Origin of the sequence: Sphingomonas sp. TF3 (assembly GCF_003985085.1) — a bacterium.
Classification (GTDB): domain Bacteria; phylum Pseudomonadota; class Alphaproteobacteria; order Sphingomonadales; family Sphingomonadaceae; genus Sphingomonas.
Window position 1 is genome coordinate 1 of record NZ_RWKS01000009.1, and the last position, 24,200, is coordinate 24,200.

A 24,200-nucleotide genomic window follows, 5' to 3' on the forward strand; every position below is an offset into this window, starting at 1 on the left:
GGTTACCTGCAACGCCCAATCGCAGCATCGGTCATAGCCTCGCGGAAATGATCGGGTGGAGGCGGACCAGGGGGCTTGGCGTTGAGGTGTGAATTCGTTCAAGTAAGCGCTGAAAATAATCGCATGTTGACCTTGTTTCAGTGTAGATCTCTAATGGTAGTAACGCTGACGCTTTAGAATTAGAATATGCCGGATGGAACGCTCCTTGAGTTTTGCACATTCTTTGCCGGGCAGATCTGAAGCGGAGTGGGAGCCGCTGTCCCATCATCTGCGGCAAGTGGGTGCGCGCGCCGAGGCATTTGCCGCCGTCTTTGGCGCGGCACAAGTCGCGCAAGTGATGGGTATATTGCACGACATTGGCAAGCACTCCCAAGCCTATCAGCGCTACATTCGAACGCCCCAGACGAGCGAGGCTAAGACGCGTGGCCCGGATCACAGCACGGCGGGGGCGAAGGAAGCTGTCTGCCTGTACGGCAAGCTCGGTCGTTTGATGGGGTTTGGCATTGCGGGCCATCACGGCGGCCTAATGGACGGGCACGCCCTGACCGAACGCCAGAACAAGACGGTCGAAGATTACACCGGGTGGGAGGTGCACGCCCCGCCGTTGCCCGACCTTGCTACGCTGCTGGCGAAGCTCAGAAAACCGCATCGCAACGCCATCGAACCGGCCTTCAGCCTCTTCTTCCTGGTCCGGATGCTCTTTTCTTGTCTTGTCGATGCCGATTTCCTGGAGACGGAGCGTTTCTATGCGGCGGCTGAGGGGCTTGCGCCGCCGCAGCGCGGGGGAAAGGTAGACCTTCGCCACCGCGATGCCGTCCGCGCCTTTATGGCGAAGCATCGACGTGAGGACACGCCCGTCAACAAACTGCGCTCGCAAATCCTGGACCATGCCGTGGCGAAGGCCGGGCTGGAGCCGGGCCTGTTCACGTTGACGGTCCCCACCGGCGGAGGCAAGACGTTGACGTCGCTCAGTTTTGCGATGGAGCATGCCAGCGCGCACGGGCTGGATCGGATCATCTACGTCATCCCCTTCACCTCGATCATTGAACAGACGGCCGATGTCTTTCGCGATGCGCTGGGAGAGCGGTTGAAGGGCGATGTGCTCGAGCATCATTCCAGCTTCGACTGGGATCGGCGGGAACCCGCCGGGGAGGGCGATGCCGAAGGGGAGGGTGTCAGCGGTCTCGCCAAGCTGCGACGGGACACGGAAAACTGGGACGTGCCGATTGTGGTGACCACGGCGGTCCAGTTCTTTGAAAGCCTGTTCGCTGCCCGTACCAGTCGTGCGCGCAAGCTGCACAATCTGGCCAGGAGCGTGATCGTGATCGACGAGGCGCAATCGATCCCGGTGCATCTGCTGCGGTCGTGCATGGCGGCGATTGATGAATTGGCCAAGAACTATGGGGCGAGCGTGGTGCTGTGCACAGCGACCCAGCCTGCATTGCGGCAGCAGGACGGTGCCCTGCCACACTCGACACCCGGAGGCGTTGCCGAAGGATTCGATATTCCCACCGAGCGCGAACTGGCACCCGATCCTGCCGCGCTGTACCAGGCCCTCAAGCGGGTCTCGGTCGAATGGCGGCAGGAGCCGCTGCCTGATGCGACCATTGTCGCGCGCTTCGCTCAACAACCGCAGATGCTGTGCATCGTCAACAGTCGCGGTCATGCGCGCGATCTGTTCGATGCGATCAGCGATCAGCCGGGCGCGCGCCACCTGACGACGCTGATGTGTGCCCGGCACCGGCGCGAGGTGCTTGCCAAGGTCCGCGCCGATCTCGCGGAGGGCAAGCCAGTACGACTGGTGGCGACGAGTCTGATCGAGGCTGGCGTCGACGTGTCCTTTCCAGAGGTGTGGCGCGCGGCCGCGGGCCTGTCGAACATTGCCCAGGCGGCCGGGCGCTGTAATCGGGGCGGCGAACTGGCCGGCTTCGGTCGCGCTGTGGTGTTCGAGCCGGCCGATCAGCGCATCCCGCCCGCCATCGACGCCTTTTATACTCCGGCCCGCGAAGCCTTGCGCCTCCATGCCGAAGACCCGCTGAGCCTGGAAGCGATCCAGCATTACTATCGGGCGCTCTATTGGCACCAGGGCTATGCGGCGCTCGATCGGGCAACCTGGCGCGGCGAATCCTATGCGATCGTCCCGGCCGTGCGGGCCAATGCGAGCGCGCGGGGCATCAACTTTCCCTTTGCGACGATCTCCGATGCCTTCCGCTTGATCGACGAGGTGATGGACCCGGTGCTCATTCCGTATGACCCGGATGCCGAGAAGGCGCTGCGCGCGCTTGCCCTTGCTCCATTCCCGCCCGCAGGTGTGTTGCGAACTCTTCAGCAATATGCGGTGCCGGTCCCGAAGAAGATACGCACCACCATGCTCGCCAGCGGGATCGCGCGGGTCGTTCGCGAGGACTATGGGGATCGGTTTGTGATGCTTCAGGACAGCGATCGGTATGATGCGTCACTCGGCCTCAATATAGGTGACGCGACTTGGAGGTCGAACGAAAACAATATTCTATAGTTTTATAAATTTTGAAGCATTGCCATGCGGCATCCCCCGGTTTACTCGCGTTTTGTTGGTGGGGGATGTAATGGCAGTTCGATTGCATGTCTGGGGAGGTCTTGCCTGCTTTACTCGCCCAGAGATGAAGGTCGAGCGCGTCAGCTATGATGTGATGACGCCTTCCGCCGCGCGCGGCATTTTGGAGGCGATCCACTGGAAGCCGGCGATCCGCTGGCAGGTCGATCGAATTCATGTGCTGAACCCGATCCGGTTTCAGTCGATCCGGCGTAACGAAGTGGGGACGAAGGCGAGCGCCGCCAACGCCGCCAGCGCGATGAAGCGCGGCACCACCGACGGGCTGGGTATCGCGGTGGACGACAATCGGCAGCAGCGCGCGGCGCTGGTGCTGGTCGATGTTGCCTATGTGATCGAGGCCCATTTCACGATGACCGATCGGGCGGGGCCGGACGACAGCGCCGCCAAGCATATCGCGATGTTCAATCGCCGCGCGGCACAGGGCCAGTGTTTCCATCGCCCTTGTCTGGGTACGCGCGAGTTTCCAGCCGAATTCGCGCTGATCGAGGACGGTGCTGCGCTGCCGCCCAGCACGCTCGACAAGCCGGATTCCGATTTGGGTTGGATGCTGCACGATATCGATTTCGCGCGCGGCAACGAATCGCGCTTCTTCCGGGCCGAGATGAAGGGCGGCGTGATCGAGGTGCCGCCGTTCGACGCCGCTGCGGTGGTGCGATGACGATCCTCCAGGCGCTGAACGGATATTATGATCGCCGTCCCGACCTCGCGGCACCCGGCTGGAGCCAGGAGAAGTTCGGCTGGTGCATCGTGCTCAGCACAGAAGGCGATGTGGTAGACGTCGAGAATCTCCACGACCTTTCGGGCAAGAAGCCCAAGCCGACGCTGTGGGTGGTGCCGGCCTCGTTCCCTCGGCCCGGGACGACGCCCCGTTCTTTCTTTCTCTGGGATAAGACTGCCTTTTCCTTGGGTGTAACAAAGGCCGCAACCGCATCTGGTTGGCAGATTGCGGAGCGTCAGCACGCTGCATTTGTTGCTTTGCATCTCGAGCGATTGGGGGCGCAGTCTGACGCAGGTTTGGTTGCTTTGCGCGGGTTCATTGAGGGCTGGCGACCAGACCAGTTCGAGGCGTTGCCGCGTGGCGGCCCGGAGATTCTCGACGCCAACGTGATGTTCCGGCTGGAGGGGGAACTTTGCTTCCTCCACGAACGCGCTGCTGCGCGGGCGCTGGTCGAAGGAGACATGCCGAGCGATCCAAGTGCCGAAGCGCAAGGCATCTGCCTCGTTACGGGGCAACGCGGTCCGATCGCTCGCCTACATCGTCCGATAAAAGGCATCGAAGGGGGGCAATCTTCAGGGGCGCCTCTGGTTTCGTGCAACAGTAATGAGAGTCCTGCCTTTTCATCGTTCGGCAAGGGGCAAGGTTTGCTGTCCCCTACTGGCAATGAGGCGGCCTTTAAGTATGCGACCGTACTCAACAGCATGTTGCAGCGCGACAGCGGCAACCGTCTGTCGCGCCCCATCGGTGATGCCACCGTGGTGTTCTGGGCGGATGCGAGCAAGGCGGAGGCGGAGGCTGCCGACGCCTTCATGGCGCTGATGATGGAGCCGGATGCGCGAGAGATCACCGACGAGAAGGAAGTTGCCCTCCTGCGGACGCAGATCGAGCAGATTGCTGCCGGACGTCCGGTGGCCGATCTGCGCGCGGACATCGCCGAAGGCACGCGCTTCCATGTCCTGGGCCTATCGCCCAATGCGGCGCGCATCTCCGTGCGGTTCTGGTTGACAGATACGCTGGATGTCTTTGCCCGCCGTCTCGCGGGACATTACCGGGACATGCGGATCGAACCGCTTCCGCGCAACTGGGGCGCGGCTCCCTCGGTCCGCCGCCTGCTCGCCCAAACCGTGGCGGCGCAGGGCGAAATGAAGAACGTGCCTGCGCTGCTCGCCGGGGAAGTGATGCGTGCGGTTCTGTCGGGCACAGCCTATCCCCTGTCGCTTCTCGCCGCTGTGCTGATGCGGCTTCGTGCCGGAGATAACGCGGCGACTGGCTGGCACGCGGCCGCGATCCGCGGCGTGCTGGCCCGCTCACCTGATTATAGTGCTTCCAATGGAGAACCCCCGATGAGCCTGCAACGGGACTATAAGGAACCGGGCTATCAGCTCGGTCGCCTGTTCGCCGTCTATGAACTGGCGCAGCGCGCGGCACTGGGCCGCGTGAACGCCAGCATCCGCGACAAATATTTCGGCGCGGCCTCGGCCACGCCGGCCAGCGTCTTTCCGATCATCGTGCGCGGCGGCCAGAACCATCTCGCCAAGGTGCGCAAGGAAAAGCCTGGCTGGGCCACGCTGATCGAGCGCGAGCTGGAGGAGATTCACAGCCATCTTGTACCCGAACTGCCGCGTTCGCTGAGTCTGCAGAAGCAGGGTGCTTTCGCGATCGGCTATTATCACCAACGCGCCACCAAATTGAGCAGCGATAAGGTCGGGGAACTCGATCCGACCGCGCTCACCGATACCGACGAGACCGAGGGGGAAGCATGAGCACGCCGGTTACACAGCGCCACGAGTTCGTCCTGTATTTCGACGTGACGAACGGCAATCCGAATGGCGATCCCGATGCCGGCAACATGCCCCGGCTCGATCCCGAAACCAATCAGGGGCTGGTGTCGGACGTTGCGCTGAAGCGCAAGGTCCGCAACTTCGTCGCGCTGGTGAAAGAGCAGGAACCGGGCTTCGAGATCTACATGACCGAAGGCGCCACGCTCAACAACCAGCACAAGAAGGCATGGAAGGCGCTGTTGCCCGAGGTTACCAAGGATGACGACTTCAAACGGTTGCCCAAGGACCAGCAGAAGGCGCAGGAACTCACCCGCTGGATGTGCACCAATTTCTGGGACATCCGCACCTTCGGCGCAGTGATGACGACGGGCGTCAACGCCGGGCAGGTGCGCGGGCCGGTGCAGTTCGGCTTCGCCAAATCGGTGGAGCGCATCCTGCCGCTCGAAATCTCGATCACGCGCATGGCCGCGACGACCGAGAAGGATGCCGAGGAAAAGGGCGGGCGCACCATGGGCCGCAAGCATATCGTCCCTTATGGCCTGTACCGCGTCCACGGCTTCGTCTCCGCGCCGCTCGCCAGCCATCCGACCAAGGGCACCGGCTTTTCGGAAAGCGATCTCGAACTGTTGTGGCAGGCGCTCACCCAGATGTTCGACCATGACCGCTCGGCCGCGCGCGGCGAGATGGCCAGCCGCAAGCTGATCGTCTTCCGCCACCAGAGCGCGCTCGGCAACGCCCAGGCGCAGAGCCTGTTCGATCGGGTGAAAACCTGGCGCGTCCACGAAGGGTCGGTGCAGGAAATCGGCAGCACCGCCACCGACAACTGGCCGCCCGCGCGCAAATGGGAGGATTACAAGGTCACGATAGATCGAGAGGGCGCACCGGCGGGCGTCGAGATCCTCGAATACTGACGCATGGCGATGCGCGCGCCGCCCCCGGACCCCGCCGCCGAAGACGCGCTGGTGCCGGTGTCGGCGTTGCAGCATTATCTGTTCTGCCCGCGCCAGTGCGCGCTGATCCATGTCGAGCGCATCTGGGCGGAGGACGGTGCCACCGCCGAGGGGCGCATCCTCCATGAACGGGTCGATGGCGGTCGACCGGATCGTCGCGCAGGCGTCCGAACGGTGCGGGGGCTGGTCCTCCGCTCGTTTGAACACGGCCTGGCGGGCAAAGCCGACGCGGTCGAGTTCGTCCGCGACGTGCCCTATCCGGTCGAGTATAAGCGTGGTCGCCCCAAGGCGCACCGCGCCGACGAAGTGCAGCTCTGCGCTCAGGCGCTGTGCCTGGAGGAGATGTTCGGCTGCGCCGTTCCTGAAGGCGCGCTGTTCTATGCCCAGACGAAGAAGCGCAGCCGCGTCACCTTCGATGCCGAGTTGCGCGCGCTGACGATCGCGCTCGCCGCCGAAACCCGGGCGATGCTCGCCGCCAGCCATACCCCGCCGCCCCAGGCGAAACCGGCCTGCCGTCGCTGCTCGCTGGCGGATGCGTGCCAGCCCAAGCGCCTGGAGCGTCCGCCCGCCGTCCAGCGCTGGCTTTTGCGCCAGCTCGCCGAACCCGATGCCCTGCCGGAGGAATGACCGATGCGGCGCCACCTCAACACCATCTACGTCACCACCGAGGATGCCTGGCTGCGCAAGGACGGGGCCAATATCGTCGTCGAGGTGGAGGGTGCCGAGCGCGGGCGCGTGCCGATGCATCTGCTGGAAGGGGTGGTGTGCTTCGGCCGACCGGGTGCCTCGCCCGCGCTGATGGCCGCCTGCGCCGAGGCGGCGATTGCACTCTCCTTCCTTACGCCCAACGGCAAGTTCCTCGCCCGGGTGGAGGGACTGCGTACTGGCAACGTCTTGCTACGCCGTACGCAGCACCGCGTCGCCGACGATCCCGTGCGCGCGGTACCGATCGTGCGCGGCATCGTCACGGCCAAGGCGGCCAACCAGCGCACTGTGATCCGCCGCGCGCTGCGCGATCATGGCGACCGGTTCGCCCCCGAAGCGCATGCTGCGCTTACGGCCGCAGAGGCGCGGCTGGGCCACGTCGCGCGCCGAGCTGCGCAGGCTGAGGATATCAATAGCCTGCGCGGGCATGAAGGGGAGGCGGCGCAAGTCTATTTCGGGGTGTTCGACGCAATGCTGCAGGGGGAGCGCCCCGTCTTCACCTTTGCTGGGCGTTCGCGCCGACCTCCGCTCGATCGCGTGAACGCGCTGCTCAGTTTTCTCTACGCGATGCTCGGGCATGATTGCCGCTCGGCGCTCGAAGGCGTAGGCTTCGATCCGCAGGTCGGGCTGCTCCATGCCGATCGACCCGGCCGCGCCAGCCTGGCGCTGGATCTGATGGAGGAACTGCGCCCGGTGTTGGCCGATCGGCTGGCGCTGACCTTGATCAATCGCGGGCAGCTTAAAACTCGCGATTTCGCGGTGGACGAGGGCGGTGCCGTGTCGTTGACGGAGGATGGTCGTAAGGCCGTGCTGGTCGCTTGGCAGGAGCGCAAGAAGCGCGAACTGCGCCATCCCTTTCTTGGGGAAAGCATGCCGATGGGGCTGGTGGCGCATGTGCAGGCGCAGCTGCTGGCGCGGCACTTGCGCGGTGATCTGGACGGTTACCCGCCCTTCATATGGAAGTGACGCGATGCTGATGCTGGTAACCTATGACGTGAGCACCGAGGACGCAGCGGGCCGACGTCGGCTTCGGCCGGTGTCCAAGGCCTGTCTGGACCTTGGCCAGCGCGTGCAGAATTCGGTGTTCGAATGCGAGGTCGATCCGGCGCAATGGGCATTGCTGCGCGCCGCGCTTTTAAGGGAAATTGATGCGGAAAAGGATTCGCTTCGCTTTTATCGGCTTGGTGCCGATGGCAAGCGGCGAGTCGAGCATGTCGGTGCCAAGCCGGTTCTTGATCTGGACGGCCCGCTGCTGTTCTGAACGTTCTGTCGCGGCAGGGTGCGCGAACCCCAATGTGTTGACATCGCACGGGAAGGTTCGCGCGGAGCAAAAACACATGCTTTTCATAGCGATGATTGGGAATGGGGGTGAAAGCACCTTGGTTTATGTGAAGTGTGCGCCACTTTCGCGCTGAAGCCCGGATTTACCGCTCTTTCTCATTGTATTAAGCACCGCGCTGTCGCTCCCCGCGCGGGGGCGTGGATCGAAACATCATCCGTTGTACACCAGAGTGAGTTGCGCCTTGTCGCTCCCCGCGCGGGGGCGTGGATCGAAACAGCCTGGTCGATGGTGCATTGCGCGCGATCGGTAGTCGCTCCCCGCGCGGGGGCGTGGATCGAAACGAAGTCATCTCGCTCAAGCTCGACGATGTCACCAGTCGCTCCCCGCGCGGGGGCGTGGATCGAAACGGAACATAGATGCAGAGTTCTGCATGCTCGGCTGGTCGCTCCCCGCGCGGGGGCGTGGATCGAAACCACCATCACGTCCGCGACGGGCAAGGCCGTCACAGGTCGCTCCCCGCGCGGGGGCGTGGATCGAAACTATCATCGTCATGGCTCTGGACAGTCGCCGCTCCGTCGCTCCCCGCGCGGGGGCGTGGATCGAAACCTTTCAGCATTACGACGCGTTCGCTGAATTGGAGGTCGCTCCCCGCGCGGGGGCGTGGATCGAAACAGTTCCCACTCGGTCAGCAGCATCGTGCAGAACGGTCGCTCCCCGCGCGGGGGCGTGGATCGAAACGGGATCGAGAACGGGTATGATACCCACTCTCAAAGTCGCTCCCCGCGCGGGGGCGTGGATCGAAACATCGTCAAGGATGTGCGTCCGGACGGCCATGGGCGTCGCTCCCCGCGCGGGGGCGTGGATCGAAACACCGGGGAGCGCTGCTTGACGGATACATCTCAGGTCGCTCCCCGCGCGGGGGCGTGGATCGAAACCCGCTCGACGAAAGCCACAGTTCGATATCTGGGCTGTCGCTCCCCGCGCGGGGGCGTGGATCGAAACAGGTGTGCGTCACGCGCTTTAACGTCGGCCAAGAGTCGCTCCCCGCGCGGGGGCGTGGATCGAAACAGCTTGCCCACGCGCACCGCCACAATGCGACAACGTCGCTCCCCGCGCGGGGGCGTGGATCGAAACACCGTCGAGCTGGCGCACGCGTTCCGCCACGCGGTCGCTCCCCGCGCGGGGGCGTGGATCGAAACCTTTCGGGTACGGGATAGTGTGTGGGGTAAGTCGTCGCTCCCCGCGCGGGGGCGTGGATCGAAACACGCACGAGATGCTGCGCGGCGTCGCGGCGGTGGTCGCTCCCCGCGCGGGGGCGTGGATCGAAACTACGTGTTCTGAATGTTCTGCGGCATCGTCGTTGGTCGCTCCCCGCGCGGGGGCGTGGATCGAAACAGTTTCTGAATAGCACTGATCTTGTCGTAACGCATAGTCGCTCCCCGCGCGGGGGCGTGGATCGAAACTGACCCCACGGCGCGGCCGGCGCGCCGCGCCGTGTCGCTCCCCGCGCGGGGGCGTGGATCGAAACCTCTGCAATATTTGACGGTACCGAATGTGTTGGCGTCGCTCCCCGCGCGGGGGCGTGGATCGAAACGTGTTCGATGGAACCGGCCGGTGCGGCGGGTGTCGTCGCTCCCCGCGCGGGGGCGTGGATCGAAACGATTTCATCGTTTGTTCGCTGACCGACACCGTATGTCGCTCCCCGCGCGGGGGCGTGGATCGAAACACCGTGGCGATAGACGACCAGCAGCAGGATCATGGTCGCTCCCCGCGCGGGGGCGTGGATCGAAACATGTGCCGTTAGCCGCCGGTGTCGTTGTGCTTACCGTCGCTCCCCGCGCGGGGGCGTGGATCGAAACTTGGCCACAATATCATACGAGTATGCGTGGAATGTCGCTCCCCGCGCGGGGGCGTGGATCGAAACTTTCCGCCTGGACTTGACACGCTTCGCCAGCGCGTCGCTCCCCGCGCGGGGGCGTGGATCGAAACTCGACCAATCGCTGCACGTTGGCGAACTGATCGAAAGTCGCTCCCCGCGCGGGGGCGTGGATCGAAACTCGATCGCCGCCGTGTCCACGCCGCGATCGGCCGTCGCTCCCCGCGCGGGGGCGTGGATCGAAACACCGCCGGGGCCGGGGCGGCGAGCGCTGCGGTGGTCGCTCCCCGCGCGGGGGCGTGGATCGAAACCATGCTTCGGCGCTCGTGTCCGGGCGGCGATCGGGTCGCTCCCCGCGCGGGGGCGTGGATCGAAACAGCCATCGCAGCCGCATCGGCCACGCGCGCAGCGTGTCGCTCCCCGCGCGGGGGCGTGGATCGAAACCCGTCGCCAAGATCGTGCGCGTCCGGCGTCCATGTCGCTCCCCGCGCGGGGGCGTGGATCGAAACACCGACATCAAACGTCGCGGAGGCGCGAAGCATGGTCGCTCCCCGCGCGGGGGCGTGGATCGAAACGAAGCCAAGGCGATCGAACTGGACAAGCCCCAGGTCGCTCCCCGCGCGGGGGCGTGGATCGAAACAATTGCGTCGCTTCGTCCGCGCCGATCCGGCCCAGTCGCTCCCCGCGCGGGGGCGTGGATCGAAACTCTGAGCTATCACGCTCCCACACCGTCATCGATCGTCGCTCCCCGCGCGGGGGCGTGGATCGAAACATCGCGGCCAATCCCGATCGGTGTCCGTCGCCGGTCGCTCCCCGCGCGGGGGCGTGGATCGAAACACCAAATGCCCCTAACGCGCTAGTCGGCGATCGAGTCGCTCCCCGCGCGGGGGCGTGGATCGAAACGCGATCGTCAAGCGCGCCCTCAAGAAAAGCCGTGTCGCTCCCCGCGCGGGGGCGTGGATCGAAACGGCGAGGTGACGATCGTCGAACGCGCCTGGGCCAGTCGCTTCCCGCGCGGGGGCGTGGATCGAAACATCATCCGCGCGAGGCCAAGCCCCCCGTGTTCGAGTCGCTCCCCGCGCGGGGGCGTGGATCGAAACGGCACAACCGGCCCGGTCGCGTAGACGATCTCGTGTCGCTCCCCGCGCGGGGGCGTGGATCGAAACACTGAGTTTAACATGAGGAGACGAATGATGGCAGTCGCTCCCCGCGCGGGGGCGTGGATCGAAACATTGGGCACGCGCGCGACAAGATGCATTTTCACCGTCGCTCCCCGCGCGGGGGCGTGGATCGAAACAATTCATCAAGTCGGCCCGGCCAGGCAAACCCGTGTCGCTCCCCGCGCGGGGGCGTGGATCGAAACATGGCACGCGCGAGGCCAAGCCCACCGTGTTCGAGGTCGCTCCCCGCGCGGGGGCGTGGATCGAAACTTTGGGCGAGCGGGTGAGCAGGTTCGCGCTCCCCGTCGCTCCCCGCGCGGGGGCGTGGATCGAAACATGCTGATGAAGTAGATCGTAGCGTTAACCGAGGCGTCGCTCCCCGCGCGGGGGCGTGGATCGAAACCAGCTTGAGCGAGAGGAGTTCGAAATTGTCGGCACGTCGCTCCCCGCGCGGGGGCGTGGATCGAAACCACTATGAGCCGACAGGCGACATTCAGTCGGGTCGTCGCTCCCCGCGCGGGGGCGTGGATCGAAACAGCGCGGCCGTCGCGGCACCGGCCGCCGCCGTTGGTCGCTCCCCGCGCGGGGGCGTGGATCAAAACTCGGTCCTGCTGTTTAAGAGTCATATGGCGAAAGACTGGTTTTACCCCAAGGGCACCTGAAAGCAGCTATTCCGCCGCCAACGCAGTTGCAACCGCCGCTATGAGATCTTCACCTTCCCGAACTTGCCGTCGAGAACCTTGGCGCCATCGCGAAGGAAATCAAGATGATCTGACCAGTGCTGCATCATGCGCACGCGCTCTTCCCAATATTCGCCGCGGGTATAGGCGCGGCGCACGGCATTGTTGTCGCAGTGGGCAAGTTGGCGCTCGATCGCGTCGGCGTGCCATAGCCCCATCTCGTTCAGCAGCGTCGCCGCCATGGCGCGAAAGCCATGGCCGGTCATCTGGTCTTGCGCGTACCCCATTCGACGAAGAGCTGCGTTGATGGTGTTCTCCGACATCGGTCGCTCAACCGAACGTAGCGATGGGAAAAGATACGAGCTGTGCTCGGCGTCGTGCTCAATCGATTCGATGATTCGAAGCGCCTGACGGGAGAGCGGTACCGAATGCGCTCGCCGCATCTTGGTCTTTTGCGGCGGGATCGTCCAAACGGCTTTGCCGAAATCGAAATCCGCCCATTCGGCAAAACGCAGCTCTCCAGGCCGAACAAATACGTGCGGTAGGAGGCGAAGCGCCAGGCCGGTCGTCGGATGATCTTCCAGCGCCTCGATGGCGCGCAACAGTGCGCCGGCCTCCGGGGGCGTGGTGATCGCGGCGCGGTGAACGTGTTTGGGTACGATCAGCGCGCCACGCAGGTCGGCGGCGACATCGCGCTCTGCGCGTGCAGTTGCGATGGCATAGCGAAAAATCTGCGAGCAGGTGCTGCGGAGCCGTTTTGCCGTCTCGTATCGACCTCTGGCCTCCATCTTGCGCAGCATGATGAGCAGTTCCTGCGCGGAGATCGAGGCGACCGGGCGCTGCCCAATCGCTGCGTTAATGAAGCCCAGCAGCCAGTGTAGCTTCTTCATCGTGACCGTCGAGCGACCCTCTTTCTTGACTTTGAGCAGCCATTCGTCCGCCACGGCTTTAAAGCTGTTGGAAGCTGCCACCGTCGCAGCAATCCGGTCGAGCTTGGTTCGTTCGGCAGGATCATCGCCCCGCGCCAGCACCTTGCGCGCCGCGTCACGGGCCGCGCGAGCCTCGGCTAGCCCAGTGTCGGGCCATACGCCGAATGCCAGGGTCTTTTGTTTGCCAAGGTGACGGTAGTTCATCCGCCAGTAGCGAGCGCCGGACGGTGCCACGAGCAGGTAGAGCCCGTCGCTATCACTCAGCTTGTACGCCTTGTCGCGACTCTTGGCCGCTTTGATCGCCACTACCGACAACGGCATGATGGTATCTCCATCCAAGCGACCGGCGCTGTGCCATCAAAAATACCATCAGATTGCTGGTATGCAGTGGTATTTCGCCGATCTGACTGAGACGGCTATACCACAAAAAACCGCAGAAAACAGCCATTTAGGGTACGTTTTGGGATGCCTTGGGAAGGCATTTTGGTGACCCCTACGGGAATCGAACCCGTGCTTCAGCCGTGAAAGGGCCGCGTCCTAACCGCTAGACGAAGGGGCCGTGCCCGAATGCTCGGGAGCGAAGGGCCGGTTAGGCAAAGCGGACGGGTTGGTCAACCCATTGTGTCGCATTTGTTGAATCAATCGGCCCAGGCGGCATCGTCGATGTGCAATTCGGCGGCGGGGCGGGTGCCCCAATCGTCGATGCGTGCGCGACCCGCAAGCCACAGGCGGCGATGCGGTGCCGCACCCAGCAAGGCCTGGCCCAGCGCGGTGTCGGCCTGGCGGAAGGCGACCGCCTTCAGCGTGCCACCGCCGCCGCCGGGGCAATCCCCGCTAACGATCGCGCGGACATGGCCGTTGCCGACCACATCGGCTTTGAGCACGCGCACTGGCCCCGCGACCACGCGCGGTTGTGGCCAGCCCATGCCATAAGGGCCGCCGGCCTCCATCGTCGTGACCAGATCGGGCGTCACGCCGCGCGCGCTCAGTACCGCGTCGAGCAACAGGGCGCGGTCGCCCATCGCGCGGGTGACGGCGGCGTCGAGACGTTCGCTCAGAAAGTCGCCAAAAGCTTCGATGCGGTCCTCGGCAATCGTCAGGCCAGCCGCCATCGCATGGCCGCCGCCTGCCACCAGCAAATCGGCCTCTTTCGCGGCGAGCACGGCGGCTCCCAAATCGACGCCGGGGATCGATCGCCCCGAACCCTTGCCGATGCCCGCATCGTCGAGCGCGATGACGAGTGCCGGGCGGCCGAACTTCTCCTTCAGGCGTCCGGCGACGATCCCGATCACGCCGGGGTGCCAGCCGTGCCCGGCGACGACGATCACCGCGCGGTTGCTCTTGTGTGCGGCGAGCATTTCGGCGGCTTCCTGCACGATCCCCTCGATCGCCCGGCGTTCCTCGTTGAGCCGGTCGAGCTCGGTTGCGATTCGTTCGGCTTCGCCCGGGTCGCGCGTTGTCAGCAAGCGGACACCGAGATCGGACTTGCCGACGCGCCCACCGGCATTGATGCGGGGGCCGAGCGCGAAGCCGAGATCGGTGCTGGTCGGCGCGCGAGTCAGCCGCGAGGCGGTGAGCAGCGCGTCGATCCCGATATTGCCGCGCTTGGCCATCACCTTGAGCCCCTGCGCGACGAAGGCGCGGTTGAGGCCTTTGAGCGAGGCGACATCGGCCACGGTGCCGAGGGCCACCAGATCGAGCAAATCGAGCAATTTCGGTTCGGGGCGATCGGCGAAGAATCCGCGCGTGCGCAATGTGCGGATTAGCGCGGCACCGAGCAGAAAGGCGACGCCGACGGCGGCGAGATGTCCGTGTGCGGCCCCCTCGGTCTCGTCGAGCCGATTGGGGTTCACCAAGGCAAGCGCATGGGGCAGGGCGCTCGCGCATTTGTGATGGTCGACCACCACGACGTCCACGCCCGCGACGCGCGCCATCTCCAGCGCCTCGAACGCCTGCGCGCCGCAATCGACGGTGATGATGAGGCTCGCGCCCTCGTCCTTCAGGCGCACAAGCGCCGGGCCGGACGGGCCGTAACCCTCCATCAGCCGATCCGGGATATAGGGCCGCGCCTCGAGGCCGAGGTCGCGCAGCAGCAGGATCATCAACGCCGCCGAGGTCGCGCCATCGACGTCATAATCGCCGAACACCGCGACATGCTCGCCCGCTTGCACCGCGTCGGCAAGGCGATCGGCGGCGCGGTCCATATCCCGGAAAATCGACGGATCGGGCATGAAGGCGCGGATGCTCGGGGCCTTGTGCGCCGCCAGCGCCTCGCGTGGGCAGCCGCGTGCCAGCAGCAATTGCGTGACCAGATCGTCGGGCGCGAAACCGGGGTCGCGTGCGTCGGTCTCCAGCATGCGCCAGCGCCACGGCTGGCCAAGAATCGAACGGGTGATGTTGAGGACGGTGTTCATTGCCGCCCTCCTACGCCGATATCGGGCTTGCGCAAATCATCGGGCCGCTGGACCGGGCGAACGCGCTGTGCGACGAGTATCTGAAAATAGGGGAGGACGGACGATGCGGTATCTGGCGAGCACGTCATTGGGATTGGCGCTGTTGGCGGCGACGCCCGTGACGGCGGCCCCGGCCCCGGCGCATTATGCCGCGACGATCACCCGCACGACCTTCGGCATTCCGCATATCCGCGCGACCACCTGGGGCGGCATCGGCTACGGCGTCGCTTATGCCTATGCGCAGGACAATCTGTGCATGCTGGCCGAGGAGTTCGCCACCGTGGCGGGCGAGCGATCGCGCTGGTTCGGGCCGAAGGAGAGCGCGGTGCTCGGCTTCGACAAGATCGACAATCTCTCGTCGGATGTCTTCTTTCGCTCGGTGATTGATGTGCCGACTTTGCGGTCGGGTATGACGCGCGGCAATCCCACCACGCGCGCGCTCGTGCGCGGCTATGTCGCCGGGTATAACAAGCTGCTGCGCGATATCGGCCCTGCGGGTATCCCCGGCGAGTGTCGCGGCAAGGGCTGGGTGCGCCCGATCACGCTCGACGATATGCTGCGGTTGAACGAAAAACAGATGCTGTTGGCGAGTTCGCTGGCGCTGGCACCGCTGGTCGTCCACGCGGTGCCGCCCGGCGCGACACAGGCTGCGCTGGTTCCCGGTGAAGACCCGCTGCGGCAACGCGACATTGGTTTTGGCAGCAACGGCTGGGCCTTCGGCAAGGACGTCACCGCCAATGGGCGCGGCCTTGTTGTCGGAAACCCGCATTTTCCGTGGAACGGGCCGTCGCGCTTTTATGAAATGCACCTGACCTTGCCCGGCCAGTATGATGCAATGGGGGTGGGGATCGCCGGCGCGCCGGTCGTCACGCTTGGCTTCAACAAGGATGTCGCCTGGACGCATACGGTGACGGCAGCGCAGCATTTCACGGTGTTCCAGCTCAAGCTCGATCCCGCCGACCCGACCAAATATCTGGTCGACGGCAAGAGCGAGGCGATGCGGCGGCAGGTGATCTCGGTCCCGATGCCGGATGGTGCTCCGCCGGTGCAGCGGACGACCTATGCGACGCGCTATGGGCCGATCGTCTACAATCCGCTGGCGGGCTTCGGCTGGACCAAGACCCAAGCCTATGCGCTGCGCGATGCCAACCACAATAACCAGCGGGCGCTGGAAACCTGGGTCGCGATCGGGCAGGCGCGCAGCGCCGGCGAGGTGCGCGCGGCGGTGGAGCGGACGCTGGGTATTCCGTGGGTCAACACCATCGCCGCCGATCGCGCGGGGAATGCGCTGCACGCCGATGTAACGGCCGTGCCCAACGTATCGGCAGACAAAGTGCGCGCGTGCGGGATGCCGCTGTCCGGCGCGCTGAAAGGCAAACTCATTCTGCTCGACGGTAGCCGCTCGGTCTGCGATTGGGATCGGGCTGCGGGCACGCCGGTCGCCGGCTTGATGCCGGCGCGCGATCAGGCGGTGCTGGAGCGGCGGGATTATGTCGCCAACAGCAATGACAGCTATTGGTTGAGCAACCCCAAGGTTCCCGCCGTGGTCCGCTCGCCTATCCTGGGGGCAGCCGAGAGCGAACGCACGCTGCGGACGCGCTCCGGTCTGATCGAGATCGACCGACGGCTGAGCGGCACCGATGGATTGCCGGGCACCAGGGTCGACCCCGCCGCCGCTGAAGCGATGGCCTTTGCCAATAAGAGCCTGGCGGCCGAACTCGCGATCGATCCATTACTGGCTTTGTGTCGCGGGCAGGAGGATGTAGCGGCGGCGTGCGCGGCGCTTGGCGGTTGGGACCGGCGCTTCAATCTCGACAGCCGCGGCGCGTATTTGTTCGCGACCTTCTGGGAGGGCGTGCGGTCTTTGCCGGGCTTGTGGGCGGTGCCGTTCGACAAGGCCGATCCCGTCCACACGCCGCGCGATTTGGTGACGAGCGGCGCGCAAGGGGCGAAACTGCTTGCTGCGCTAAAGGCAGCGGCGGCGGCGCTGGCAAAGCAGGGGATCGCGCTCGACGCGCGCTGGGGCGATGTGCAGTTCGCGGTGCGTGGGCAGGACCATATCCCGATCCACGGGGCTTCCGGGCAATTGGGGGTGCTCAACGTCCAACAATCCGACGCCGTTCCGGGCGGGATCGTGCCGAAGCATGGGTCAAGCTACGTCCAGATTGTCACCTTCGACACGGTAGGGCCGGTGGCGGACGCGTTGCTCAGCTATTCGCAGTCGACCGATCCGGCATCGCCCTATTTCGGCGACCAGACGCGCGCATTTTCGGCGAAGCGTTTCCACCATTTGCCGTTTAGCGAGGCGCAGATTTTGGCAGACGGGGGGCGCAAGAGCGTGCGGATCAGCGAATAAGCGGCTGGATCACGCCTTGATCCAATTGCCCTCGCGGAACCATTTGGTGACGATGTACTTCGTCCCCTGAACCACCGGCATGCCTTCGTGCAGCGTGGCGGTGTTGCGGTCGCCATCGGGCTTCATGTTGTTCCAGGTAAGCAGCAACCCTTTTTTCGGGGCGACGCGGATGCCGATGGTCGGGAACCATGTCGCGCCCCCTTCCTCGACATCGTTGAGGTAGATCATCGCGGTCCAGGTCCGCTGTCCGCCGGTTTCGACCATTTTGGGCCAATACGGCTGGGCTTCGTTGAAATAGTCGAAATGCGCGCGAAAATGCTGGCCGACCGCATAGCGCTGGCCCTGCATCGTTTCCCCGTGGACCGGATCGATACCGAGGAGATCGGCGATCGCTTCATCGGTTGGGCGGACGTCGGGCGACCAGCGATCCATGTCGCAACTGTCGCTGGTGCGAAAATCCTGCACCGATTCCTCTGCCAGAACGGTCGAGCGGCGGCGATTTGTGTCGATCAGCGCCACCAGCCGGTCGCAGGTCGCGGCATCGAGGAAATCGGGATGGTAGAAAATCTGCGCCTCGTCGACCTTGGCGCGCTTCACTGCCGGGTTGGAATCGAGTCGACGGGAAACGGATTCGCCGACCAGGCGGCGCAAAGGCGAAGGGCCGCCGGATTTCTTTGCAAACAGAGCCATGGCGCGGGACTTTGCCGCGCGCGCCCGAAAAAACAACTCGAAAAAACAGGGGCCGCAAACCCAAGTTTGCGGCCCCTGATCGGGTGGTTACCAGAAAATGTCGTACACCGTATCGACGACATAGCCGGTGCGGATATCCACGAGCAGCGCGTCATTGTAATAGCGCACCCAGCGATAGGGCCCGTAGGCTGGCGGCAGCCGATAATAGTCGGCGTCGTCGATCCAATAATCCTGGTCGTACAGGAACGAATTTAACGTAAAGCCGATCGAGAAACGGCGATAGCCATAGCCCCAACCCGCTGGAGCATAATAACGGGGCAGGTGGTAAAGGTTGCGGTTCTGGTTGCGGTAATAATTGTAATTATACCGGTTGTCCCGCCGCCAGTCGCGATTCCAGCCGCGATTACCGTTGTTATTCCAGCCGTTATTGTAGGCGGGACGACCGTCGTGCCGGTCACCGCGCCAATCGCCGCCGCGCCCGTCATTGCCGCGCGGATCCCCGCGGCCGGGTTGTGCACCGCCGCCATAGCGGGGATCGCGGCCCGGCTGGGCTCCGTCAAACGCCGGCCGACCGCCATTCGGACCACCGTTGAACCCGGGGCGACCATCGAACGGACGGCCGCCCGGCTGCTGCGGGGGCTGTCCCTGAGGGCGGTCGCCACGATCGTTGCCGAAGTCGGGACGAAAACCCGGTCGGCCATCCTGGCCATTCGGGCGTCCACCGCGATCATCCCGCCCTGACCACCTTGGTGCCTGGGGCTGTTGCGGTTGCGCCTGGGGCTGAGCTTGCGATTGTGGTGCTGGTGGACGGGCAGCGGGCGCTTGCCCGGCCGGTTGACCCTCCGGACGCCGCCATTGCGGACGACCGGCATCGCCGACCATCGCCGGGCGCTGCGGGCGTCCTTCTCGTTGGCCCTGACCCTCTTCGCGATGCGGCCGGTCGTTGCCCTCCTGCGCCATTGCGGCCGCCGGGATCAACGCAGAGGCCGCCATGATTGCGGCGAGCAAAGACTTGCGCATCAAAACTTCCTTCTCTTCGTCCAGACGCCATGTCCGGTCGTTGAACCCTATATGGTCCCGTGTCGATGAGCCGTCGCTGAATTGGGCTGACAGCTTTGCGAAAGGTATTATTTACTTCGCGGGATCAGCGCGGGAACTTCGCGTGCCGCGTCGGTTGGAGAAACGCCGGGCGATGGCGGAGCGTCGATCGTTTCGTCGCCGCGTTGCACGCTTGCCGCCAGCAACACCGCTTCGACCAGGCGCGGATAGATGCCGCAGCGGCACAGGTTGGTGATGCTCGCGCGGATGTCATCCTCGCTTGGGTTGCGGTTCTTCTTGAGCAGCACCGCTGCCGCCATGATCATGCCAGGGATGCAGAAGCCGCATTGTGGCACGTTCTTGGCAAGGAACGCCATTTGTGCCGGATGCGTGCGATCGCGCGACAGCCCCTCGATCGTGGTGACAAAACTGCCCTCGATCGCGCCGATCGTACGCTGGCACGAGCGCACGGCTTCGCCATCGATTTCGACGGTGCACGCCCCGCATTCGCCATTGCCACAGCCATATTTCGTGCCGGTGAGGTTGGAGGCATCGCGCAGCGCCCACAAGAGCGGCGTGTTCGGGTCCATCTTATACTGAACGGGCTGATTGTTGACGGTGAAGCGGGTCATGTCGGCACGATAGGCCAAGATGTGTCGGTACGAAACGGGTCGTTTCCCGTCCTGCGATTGTCGGGCGGGGAGAGGCGGGCGATATAAGTCCGATGACGCTTCCCACCCTGTTCATCCCGCATGGCGGCGGCCCCTGTTTCTTCATGGATCCCGCAGGCGGACCACCCGACCCGATGTGGCGGCCGATGCAGGCCTATCTGGCCGGGGTGATCGCAACGCTGCCCGAGCGACCGCGCGCCATCCTGATGGTATCGGGGCATTGGGAAGAGCCGGAACTGACCGTCAATGGCGGCGACGGGCATCCCATGCTGTTCGATTATTACGGCTTCCCGGAGCATACTTATCGGCTCGACTGGCCGTCGCACGGCAGCCCGGATGTCGCGCGGCGTGCGTCTGCACTGCTGGAGGGTGCCGGGTTCCCCACGACGAAAGATTCGGCACGCGGCTGGGATCACGGCGTTTTCATCCCGATGATGGTGGCAGTTCCGGACGCCGACATCCCGCTGGCGCAGCTTTCGCTGCGCGCCGATCTCGATCCCGCCGCGCACATCGCGATCGGTCGGGCGCTGGCACCGCTACGCGACGAAGGGGTGCTGATCGTCGGCTCCGGCATGAGTTTCCACAATTTGCGTGCTCGCGGCCCGCAAGTGACGGCGGTAGCGGACGAATGGGACGCCGCGCTGACCGCAGCCGTTACCGATTCCGATCCGGCCTCGCGTGCGGCGCGCATGGCCGCGTGGGAGAGACTTCCCCACGCTCGCTTCGCCCATCCGCAGGCCGAACATCTGCTGCCGCTGATGGTTGCGCTCGGCGCGGGCGGGGATGGCCCGGCCGTGCGCGATTATGCCGATCATGTGCTCGGCTGGGCGATCTCGGGCTATCGCTTCGGCTGAAGCGTCAAGCGCGCCAGCCGGTGTCGATCTTGTCGACCAGGCGGACCATCGCGTCGAAATCGGCCTTGCCCGGGCCACCCGGCACCTGCGCCATGTGCAAATCGCGCTGATGCACCGCGATCACTTCGGGCGACACCTCGATCGGCGTGCCCATCGACATCGTTGCAATCTGGATTTCGCAGGCGCGCTGCAGCGACCAATGTTTGATGAACGCCTCGGGCAGGGTCCGGCCCATGACGAGGATGCCGTGGTTCTTGAGCAGCATGACGCGCTTGTCGCCGAGATGTTCAAGCAGGCGGGAGCCTTCCTCGTCGCGCACCGTCACGCCTTCGAAATCGTGATAGGCAATTTGCCCCGCAAAATTGCAGGCGTAGAAATTGGTGGCGCGCAAGCCGCCCTCAAGCGAACTCACCGCCATGCCCGCCGTGGTGTGCGTGTGCATGATGCAATGCGCGTCGGGCAAATGGCGGTGGAACAGCGCGTGCTGCACAAAGCCGGCGCGATTGACCGGATAGGGGCTGTCGTCGAGCTTGTTGCCGTCAATATCGATCTTGACCAGGCTGGAGGCGGTGACCTCGCTGAAATGCAGGCCGAACGGATTGATCAGGAAGGCACCCTCTTCCTCGGGCACCTTCAGCGTGATGTGGTTATAGATCATTTCCGACCAGCCCAGCATCGCGAACACGCGGTAGCAGGCGGCGAGTTCCTGTCGCGTCGCCCATTCGGCTTCGGACATCTTCGCAGTGCGAAGGATTGCGGTGGCCATAGCGGACTCTCCTAATCCGGGTCTTTTTTCTAGGGTCGGTATCGCATGAGATTTACCGGATTGCCAGAGCGGGGGATTGCCAGACCCGGCTTGGTCCGGGCATGGGGGCGGCGAGTAGGAAACGGCGCGTTAGCGGCCGGGAGAGGATCGCATGCACATCGACGCCGCCAAAACACCGCAGGATGCCGACGACATCGCCACCAAGGGCGTGAATGCGCCCGATCTGCAGGTGTTCGTGTTCGCATTGTTCTTCATCTTCGGCGGCATCACCAGCCTGAACGATGTCATCATCCCCAAGCTGAAGGAGCTGTTCACGCTCACCTACACGCAGGCGATGCTCGTTCAGTTCTGCTTCTTCACCGCCTATCTTTTGATCGGCATTCCGGGGGCGGCGCTGGTCAAGCGGATCGGCTATATGCGCGGCGCGGTCGCCGGGCTGGTGACGATGTTGGTTGGCTGCCTGCTGTTCATTCCCGCGTCTAGCACAGCGACGTACGCGCTTTTCCTGTTCGCGCTCTTCATCCTGGCGGCGGGCGTGGTGCTGGTCCAGATCGTGGCCAATCCGCTGATCAGCTTGCTTGGCAAAGCCGAAACCGCATCCAGCCGTCTGACCTTCGCCCAGGCGTTCAATTCGCTCGGCACGACGATCTTTCCATATGCAGGCGCCATCATCATTTTGGGCAGCCTTTCCAAGATTTCGGCGTCGGACCTGACCGGCGCGGCGCTGGATGCGTATCGCACGGCGGAAAGCGGCGCGATCGTTCGTGGCTATCTCGGTCTGGCGGTTGCGCTGGCTGTCGTCGCCGCCGCAGTCTGGCTGTTTCGCAACCGGCTGCCGCATGATGCCAATGCCGCGAAAGACAAGCCCCTTGTCGGTGCCACGCGCTACGTCGCGGGCCTGGCTCTGGTCGCGCTCGGTGCGGTCGTCGCCGTGGAGGTGCAGGCGTGGATCGGGTTGGTCCTCATCTTGCTGGCACCGGTAATCTGGTTGTACGGTAACGACCTTATGCAACGTCCGCGCTTCGCGCTCGGCGCGCTTTGCATCTTCCTTTATGTCGGTGCGGAAGTGTCGATCGGCTCGCTGATCGTGAACTACCTCAAACAGCCTGGCGTCATGAACCTCGACATCACCAGCGCTGGCAAGATGATCCCGTTTTACTGGGGCGGGGCGATGATCGGCCGGTTTGTCGGGTCTGCGGTGTTGCGTGTCGTCAACCCGGGCAAGGTCCTGGCGGGCGTCGCCGTCGGTGCGGTCGCGCTCATCCTGATCTCGAGTTACGCAACGGGGGCGGTCGCGGGTTACAGCCTGCTGGCGGTCGGGCTGATGAACGCCATCATGTTCCCGACGATCTTCAGTCTTGCCTGTGAAGGTCTCGGCGCACGTGCGGCAGATGGATCGGGAATCATCAACGTTGCGATCTTCGGGGGTGCCGTGCTGCCCCTGGCGACCGGAACGTTGGCGGATGCGAGCGGAAGCCTGACGCTCGCGCTGCTTATTCCGGTGGCGTGCTATGTGGTGATCTGCGCGTTCGGCGTTTACGCCGCGCGGTCGGCACCCCAATACGCCGACGCCTGAGTTCAGAAGCGCAGCGCTGCGATCTCGGCTGGGGTGAAGCCGGCCTCGGCCAGGATTGCGGCCCCGTCGGGTGCGCCCGCCATGCGCGGGGGCACTGTCGCGCTGACCGAATAACGCGGCGCTGGAGCGGGCTGCGTCACGCCGTCGGCAGTGACGAACGCGCCGCGCGCGACGTTGTGCGGGTGTGCGACGGCTTCATCGAAGCAGAGGACGGGGGCGACGCAGGCTTCGTGGCCCTCGAACGCCGAAACCCACGCGTCGCGCGTGCGCAGTTTGAAGCGATCGGCGAGTTCCGCCTTCAGGCGCGGCCACGATGCGGGGGCGAATTGGGCATCCCATTCCGCGCCATCCAAACCCATTACCCGGCGTAGCGCCGCATAGAATTGCGGTTCGATCGCTCCAACCGCGATCCATTTGCCGTCGGCCGTTTCATAGGTGTCGTAGAAATGCGCGCCGCCGTCGAGCAGGTTGGTGCCGCGCTCCCCGCTCCAGCGGCCCATCGCGCGGAACCCCCAGATCATGCTGGCGAGCACCGCCGAGCCATCTGTCATCGCGCAATCGACGACTTGACCTTGCCCCGTTGCTTGCGCGCTCAGGATCGCGGCGAGCATGCCGAAGGCCAGCATCATGCCGCCGCCGCCGAAATCGCCGACCAGATTCATCGGCGCGACCGGCTTACGCCCGGTTTCGCCCAAGGCGTGGAGTGTGCCGGAGATGGCGATGTAGTCGATGTCGTGGCCCGGCTCGTTGGCCAGCGGCCCGGTCTGGCCCCAGCCGGTCATGCGGCCATAAACAAGTTTGGGATTATCGGCGAGCAGCGCCTCCGGCCCTAGGCCAAGCCGCTCCATCACGCCCGGCCGAAAGCCCTCGATTAGCCCGTCGCAGGTTGCGGCGATGCGCCGGACGGCTGCGATTGCCTCGGGCTTCTTGAGATCAAGTGTGATCGTCCGGCGAGAGCGTAACAATGGATCCCGCGCGGCGTCGGTCAGGCCGCCAGTACCGGGGCGTTCGACGCGAATAACCTCCGCGCCGTGATCGGCGAGCATCATGCCGCAGAACGGCCCCGGCCCGATCCCCGCCATTTCGAGGATGCGAAGTCCGGCGAGGGGCGGGGATGCCATG

17 protein-coding genes, 1 tRNA gene and 1 CRISPR repeat array are annotated in these 24,200 nt (G+C 64.7%); of the genes, 10 read left to right on the forward strand and 8 right to left on the reverse strand.

Going from position 1 to position 24,200, the window contains the following annotated elements; all coding sequences use genetic code 11:
- Positions 1 to 205 precede the first annotated feature (205 nt).
- The 7 genes from EJC47_RS09630 (at position 206) to cas2 (ending at position 8,008) form a co-directional block, all read left to right on the forward strand.
- Positions 206 to 2,515, forward strand: a complete 2,310-nt coding sequence (locus EJC47_RS09630; protein ID WP_260591533.1) for a CRISPR-associated endonuclease Cas3'' — start codon at positions 206 to 208, stop codon at positions 2,513 to 2,515.
- Positions 2,516 to 2,585: 70 nt separating this feature from the next.
- Positions 2,586 to 3,251, forward strand: coding sequence for a type I-C CRISPR-associated protein Cas5c (cas5c, locus tag EJC47_RS09635; RefSeq protein WP_126847186.1), 666 nt, complete (start codon positions 2,586 to 2,588; stop codon positions 3,249 to 3,251).
- Complete coding sequence (cas8c, locus tag EJC47_RS09640; RefSeq protein ID WP_126847189.1) at positions 3,248 to 5,074, forward strand: type I-C CRISPR-associated protein Cas8c/Csd1; 1,827 nt, start codon at positions 3,248 to 3,250, stop codon at positions 5,072 to 5,074. The genes cas5c and cas8c overlap by 4 nt, the downstream gene beginning before the upstream one ends.
- A complete protein-coding gene (gene cas7c, locus EJC47_RS09645; RefSeq protein ID WP_126847191.1) occupies positions 5,071 to 6,003 on the forward strand; it encodes a type I-C CRISPR-associated protein Cas7/Csd2 in 933 nt (310 codons plus the stop codon). Before cas8c ends, cas7c begins: the two co-directional genes overlap by 4 nt.
- 3 nt (positions 6,004 to 6,006) lie before the next feature.
- Positions 6,007 to 6,669 (forward strand): CRISPR-associated protein Cas4, encoded by a 663-nt coding sequence (cas4, locus tag EJC47_RS09650; protein WP_260591534.1) that lies wholly within the window; start codon positions 6,007 to 6,009, stop codon positions 6,667 to 6,669.
- Between the two features lie 3 nt (positions 6,670 to 6,672).
- Complete coding sequence (gene cas1c / locus EJC47_RS09655) at positions 6,673 to 7,713, forward strand: type I-C CRISPR-associated endonuclease Cas1c (protein WP_126847193.1); 1,041 nt, start codon at positions 6,673 to 6,675, stop codon at positions 7,711 to 7,713.
- Between the two features lie 4 nt (positions 7,714 to 7,717).
- Positions 7,718 to 8,008 (forward strand): CRISPR-associated endonuclease Cas2, encoded by a 291-nt coding sequence (cas2, locus tag EJC47_RS09660; protein ID WP_126847195.1) that lies wholly within the window; start codon positions 7,718 to 7,720, stop codon positions 8,006 to 8,008.
- Positions 8,009 to 8,206: 198 nt separating this feature from the next.
- Positions 8,207 to 11,667: direct repeats of the CRISPR family, unit length 32 nt; unit sequence GTCGCTCCCCGCGCGGGGGCGTGGATCGAAAC.
- A gap of 98 nt (positions 11,668 to 11,765) precedes the next feature.
- Here the strand turns inward: cas2 and EJC47_RS09665 are convergent.
- The 3 genes from EJC47_RS09665 to recJ form a co-directional block, all read right to left on the reverse strand.
- Positions 11,766 to 12,995 (reverse strand): tyrosine-type recombinase/integrase, encoded by a 1,230-nt coding sequence (locus EJC47_RS09665; protein WP_126847197.1) that lies wholly within the window; start codon positions 12,993 to 12,995, stop codon positions 11,766 to 11,768.
- A gap of 163 nt (positions 12,996 to 13,158) precedes the next feature.
- Positions 13,159 to 13,233, reverse strand: a tRNA-Glu gene (locus EJC47_RS09670).
- Between the two features lie 79 nt (positions 13,234 to 13,312).
- Positions 13,313 to 15,088 (reverse strand): single-stranded-DNA-specific exonuclease RecJ, encoded by a 1,776-nt coding sequence (recJ, locus tag EJC47_RS09675; protein ID WP_126847199.1) that lies wholly within the window; start codon positions 15,086 to 15,088, stop codon positions 13,313 to 13,315.
- 103 nt (positions 15,089 to 15,191) lie between these two features.
- On the opposite strand from recJ, the gene EJC47_RS09680 reads away from it, so the two are divergent.
- The gene (locus EJC47_RS09680) at positions 15,192 to 17,483 is read left to right on the forward strand and encodes a penicillin acylase family protein (RefSeq protein ID WP_126847201.1); all 2,292 of its coding nucleotides are present in this window, start codon (positions 15,192 to 15,194) and stop codon (positions 17,481 to 17,483) included.
- A 9-nt stretch (positions 17,484 to 17,492) separates the two neighbouring features.
- Here the strand turns inward: EJC47_RS09680 and EJC47_RS09685 are convergent, their stop codons facing one another.
- From EJC47_RS09685 to EJC47_RS09695, 3 genes are all read right to left on the reverse strand, one after another.
- The gene (locus tag EJC47_RS09685; protein WP_126847203.1) at positions 17,493 to 18,173 is read right to left on the reverse strand and encodes a prolyl hydroxylase family protein; all 681 of its coding nucleotides are present in this window, start codon (positions 18,171 to 18,173) and stop codon (positions 17,493 to 17,495) included.
- Positions 18,174 to 18,260: 87 nt separating this feature from the next.
- Positions 18,261 to 19,193, reverse strand: a complete 933-nt coding sequence (locus EJC47_RS09690) for an RcnB family protein (protein ID WP_185867627.1) — start codon at positions 19,191 to 19,193, stop codon at positions 18,261 to 18,263.
- A 107-nt stretch (positions 19,194 to 19,300) separates the two neighbouring features.
- Entirely contained in the window at positions 19,301 to 19,843 is a 543-nt protein-coding gene (locus tag EJC47_RS09695; RefSeq protein WP_081988767.1) for a (2Fe-2S)-binding protein, read from the reverse strand.
- Between the two features lie 92 nt (positions 19,844 to 19,935).
- Between EJC47_RS09695 and EJC47_RS09700 the strand changes: the two genes are divergently transcribed.
- Positions 19,936 to 20,736, forward strand: a complete 801-nt coding sequence (locus tag EJC47_RS09700) for a DODA-type extradiol aromatic ring-opening family dioxygenase (RefSeq protein WP_126847205.1) — start codon at positions 19,936 to 19,938, stop codon at positions 20,734 to 20,736.
- Positions 20,737 to 20,740: 4 nt separating this feature from the next.
- Here EJC47_RS09700 and EJC47_RS09705 read toward each other — a convergent pair whose 3' ends face one another.
- Entirely contained in the window at positions 20,741 to 21,502 is a 762-nt protein-coding gene (locus tag EJC47_RS09705; RefSeq protein WP_010402529.1) for a class II aldolase/adducin family protein, read from the reverse strand.
- A 151-nt stretch (positions 21,503 to 21,653) separates the two neighbouring features.
- On the opposite strand from EJC47_RS09705, the gene EJC47_RS09710 reads away from it, so the two are divergent.
- Positions 21,654 to 23,078 (forward strand): sugar MFS transporter, encoded by a 1,425-nt coding sequence (locus EJC47_RS09710; protein ID WP_126847207.1) that lies wholly within the window; start codon positions 21,654 to 21,656, stop codon positions 23,076 to 23,078.
- A gap of 2 nt (positions 23,079 to 23,080) precedes the next feature.
- On the opposite strand, the gene EJC47_RS09715 is transcribed toward EJC47_RS09710, so the two are convergent.
- Positions 23,081 to 24,199 carry a CaiB/BaiF CoA transferase family protein gene (locus EJC47_RS09715; protein WP_126847209.1) on the reverse strand — a complete coding sequence of 373 codons (1,119 nt, stop codon included), beginning with the start codon at positions 24,197 to 24,199 and terminating at the stop codon, positions 23,081 to 23,083.
- Between the last annotated feature and the right edge of the window lies 1 nt (position 24,200).

Bases quoted from the DNA above. Each gene is read 5' to 3' on its own strand.
- cas5c (WP_126847186.1), top strand. From the start codon at position 2,586: ATGGCAGTTCGATTGCATGTCTGGGGAGGTCTTGCCTGCTTTACTCGC.
- cas8c (WP_126847189.1), top strand. From the start codon at position 3,248: ATGACGATCCTCCAGGCGCTGAACGGATATTATGATCGCCGTCCCGAC.
- cas7c (WP_126847191.1), top strand. From the start codon at position 5,071: ATGAGCACGCCGGTTACACAGCGCCACGAGTTCGTCCTGTATTTCGAC.
- cas4 (WP_260591534.1), top strand. From the start codon at position 6,007: ATGGCGATGCGCGCGCCGCCCCCGGACCCCGCCGCCGAAGACGCGCTG.
- cas1c (WP_126847193.1), top strand. From the start codon at position 6,673: ATGCGGCGCCACCTCAACACCATCTACGTCACCACCGAGGATGCCTGG.
- cas2 (WP_126847195.1), top strand. From the start codon at position 7,718: ATGCTGATGCTGGTAACCTATGACGTGAGCACCGAGGACGCAGCGGGC.
- EJC47_RS09665 (WP_126847197.1), bottom strand. From the start codon at position 12,995: ATGCCGTTGTCGGTAGTGGCGATCAAAGCGGCCAAGAGTCGCGACAAG.
- recJ (WP_126847199.1), bottom strand. From the start codon at position 15,088: ATGAACACCGTCCTCAACATCACCCGTTCGATTCTTGGCCAGCCGTGG.
- EJC47_RS09680 (WP_126847201.1), top strand. From the start codon at position 15,192: ATGCGGTATCTGGCGAGCACGTCATTGGGATTGGCGCTGTTGGCGGCG.
- EJC47_RS09685 (WP_126847203.1), bottom strand. From the start codon at position 18,173: ATGGCTCTGTTTGCAAAGAAATCCGGCGGCCCTTCGCCTTTGCGCCGC.
- EJC47_RS09690 (WP_185867627.1), bottom strand. From the start codon at position 19,193: ATGCGCAAGTCTTTGCTCGCCGCAATCATGGCGGCCTCTGCGTTGATC.
- EJC47_RS09695 (WP_081988767.1), bottom strand. From the start codon at position 19,843: ATGACCCGCTTCACCGTCAACAATCAGCCCGTTCAGTATAAGATGGAC.
- EJC47_RS09700 (WP_126847205.1), top strand. From the start codon at position 19,936: ATGACGCTTCCCACCCTGTTCATCCCGCATGGCGGCGGCCCCTGTTTC.
- EJC47_RS09705 (WP_010402529.1), bottom strand. From the start codon at position 21,502: ATGGCCACCGCAATCCTTCGCACTGCGAAGATGTCCGAAGCCGAATGG.
- EJC47_RS09710 (WP_126847207.1), top strand. From the start codon at position 21,654: ATGCACATCGACGCCGCCAAAACACCGCAGGATGCCGACGACATCGCC.
- EJC47_RS09715 (WP_126847209.1), bottom strand. From the start codon at position 24,199: ATGGCATCCCCGCCCCTCGCCGGACTTCGCATCCTCGAAATGGCGGGG.